At 66.2% G+C, this 2292-nt stretch carries 2 protein-coding genes; both read left to right on the top strand.

The window, feature by feature from the left end:
- The first annotated feature begins 182 nt into the window (after window positions 1–182).
- Complete coding sequence (locus tag IH615_RS07010) at window positions 183–848, top strand: Spy/CpxP family protein refolding chaperone (RefSeq protein ID WP_291360935.1); 666 nt, start codon at window positions 183–185, stop codon at window positions 846–848.
- 169 nt (window positions 849–1017) lie between these two features.
- Complete coding sequence (locus IH615_RS07005; protein WP_291360934.1) at window positions 1018–2250, top strand: aminotransferase class V-fold PLP-dependent enzyme; 1233 nt, start codon at window positions 1018–1020, stop codon at window positions 2248–2250.
- Window positions 2251–2292 lie beyond the last annotated feature (42 nt).

The following is a 2292-nucleotide window of genomic DNA, read 5'->3' as shown; positions in this document are numbered from 1 at the left end:
GCCACAGCCCTCGCATGGCTTCATCGCCGGGAAAGGGGTCCGTCACGATCTCGATCAAATCCGCCTCCGCTTCCTTACCAACCTGACCAAGTCTTCATCTGCTAGCAAGGTCGTGAACAGGCGACACCCACTAGGGTCATTCGTGCCGGGATCAACCGGTTCCCATGCAAAGGACCCTCTCCATGAAGACGATCACGACATCAGCCATTGTGGCATTGATGACCGCAACCATCGGCCTGTCTGCCATTGCCCCCGCTTTCGCCCAGAACGCCACCACCGCCCAGACCCAGGCGCAGAACGGCCCCGGCATGCAGTTCCGTCAGGGTAACCAGGGTCATGGCCAGATGGGCGGCGAGATGGGCGGCCCGAGGGGCGGCGGCGATTTCCTCAACTTCGCGCGTGGTGCCGAAGCCGTCGAGATCGCCATGGTTCGGCTCAGCCACCGCATCGAGCTGACCGCTGAGCAGCAGCCGCTGTTTGACGCGCTCAAGGCTACCGCTCTGTCTGCTGCCGCCGATTTCGCCGCCGCCACCGAAGGCCTCCGGCCGACGCCGCCTGTTGCCGGCGAAACGACGACGGCGACCGCCCCTGATATGACCGAGCGGCTCGACAACCGCATCGCCATCGAGACGGCCCACCTCGCCGCCCTCGAGGCCGTGAAGCCCGCCGCCGACGCTTTCTTCGACAGCCTCACCGACGAGCAGAAGGCGCAGTTGGCCCCACAGCGTCCCGATCGCGATGGCATGCCGGGCTTCGGCAAGGGCGGCATGCGGCATCACCAGGGTATGCAGCAGGGCGGCCCCATGGGCGCACCCGCGACCGCCCCGGAAGCGCCGACCAACGGCTAACCACTTCGGGTCCGCCGCCGCTTGCCGACCTCCTTCTCGGTTGCTGACCCGCCAGGCGATGCCTGCCGCCCCCCGAACAGGCGTCGCACAAACCCCGGCTCTCAACGGCCGGGGTTTGCTTTTGCCGCATGATCCCCTACCAATCGGACACCCACCGACTGGATAGACCATGACCACCCTGCCCCTCGATCCGGCCCGCATCCGCGAGCAGTTCCCCGCCTTTGCCGAACCCTCCCTCCAGGGCCAGGCCTTCTTCGAGAATGCCGGCGGCTCCTATACGTCCCGCGCGGTGCTCGACAAGCTCGACCACTATTATCGCGCCACCAAGGTGCAGCCCTATGGCATCTATCCCGCCTCCCAGGCCGCTGGCGAGGCGATGGACCTGAGCTTCGAGCGGTTGGCCCAGGCCCTCAACGTCACCGCCGACTGGATCCATTTCGGACCCTCATCCTCAGCCAATACCTACGTGCTGGGCAATGCATTCGCCGGCTGGCTGAAGCCGGGTGACGTCGTCATCGTCACCAATCAGGATCACGAAGCCAATACCGGCGCCTGGCGCAAGCTGGCCAGGATGGGCGCCGAAATCCGCGAATGGCGCGTCGATCCGCAAACCGGCCGCCTGTCGCTCGCCGATCTCGATGCCCTGCTCGACAGCAAAGTACGCCTGATCGCCGCCCCGCATTGCTCCAATATATCAGGGGAGATCAACCCCATCGCCGACATCGCCGCGCGCGCAAAATCGGTCGGCGCTGTCACCGCCATCGACGGCGTCAGCTATGCGCCCCATGGCCTGCCGGATCTGCAGGCGCTGGGGGCCGATATCTACTTCTTTTCCGCCTACAAGGTGTACGGCCCCCATCAGGGCATCATGGCCATCCGGCCGGACCTGGCAGCGGCCCTGCCCAATCAGGGCCACTATTTCAACGACGCCAAGTTGCGCTATCGTCTCACCCCCGCCGGTCCCGATCACGCCCAGATTGCTGCTGCTTCCGGCATCGCCGACTATCTCGAAACCGTCGCCGCCATTGCTGGCGCGAGCGTCGAGGGCGAGACCCCTTTCCGCCGTGCCCATGCCGCCATGCGCCAGCAGGAAATCGCCCTGGCGACGCCCCTGCTCGATTATCTCAGGCAGAAGAACGCGGTCCGCATCATCGGCCCCGACGATCCGGCGACGCGCGCGCCCACCATCGCGCTCGGCCTGAGCGAGCCGGGCGCCGCGGTGGCTTCCCGCCTGGCCCGGCACGGCATCATGGCCGCCGGCGGCCACTTCTACGCCTATCGCCTGCTCGAAGCCGTCGGCATCGACCCCAACCACGGCGTGCTGCGCCTCAGCTTCGTGCATTACACGACGCCAGAGGAAATCCAGCAACTGATCGCGGCATTGGACGTCGAGCTTCCTTAGCCCTCAGTCGACCCCTCCCTCCCCCTTGTGGGGAGGGTGGCC

Source organism: Devosia sp. (assembly GCF_014860165.1).
Classification (GTDB): domain Bacteria; phylum Pseudomonadota; class Alphaproteobacteria; order Rhizobiales; family Devosiaceae; genus Devosia.
The sequence above is the reverse complement of the archived record's forward strand: the minus strand, read 5'-3'. Positions and strand labels throughout refer to the sequence as shown.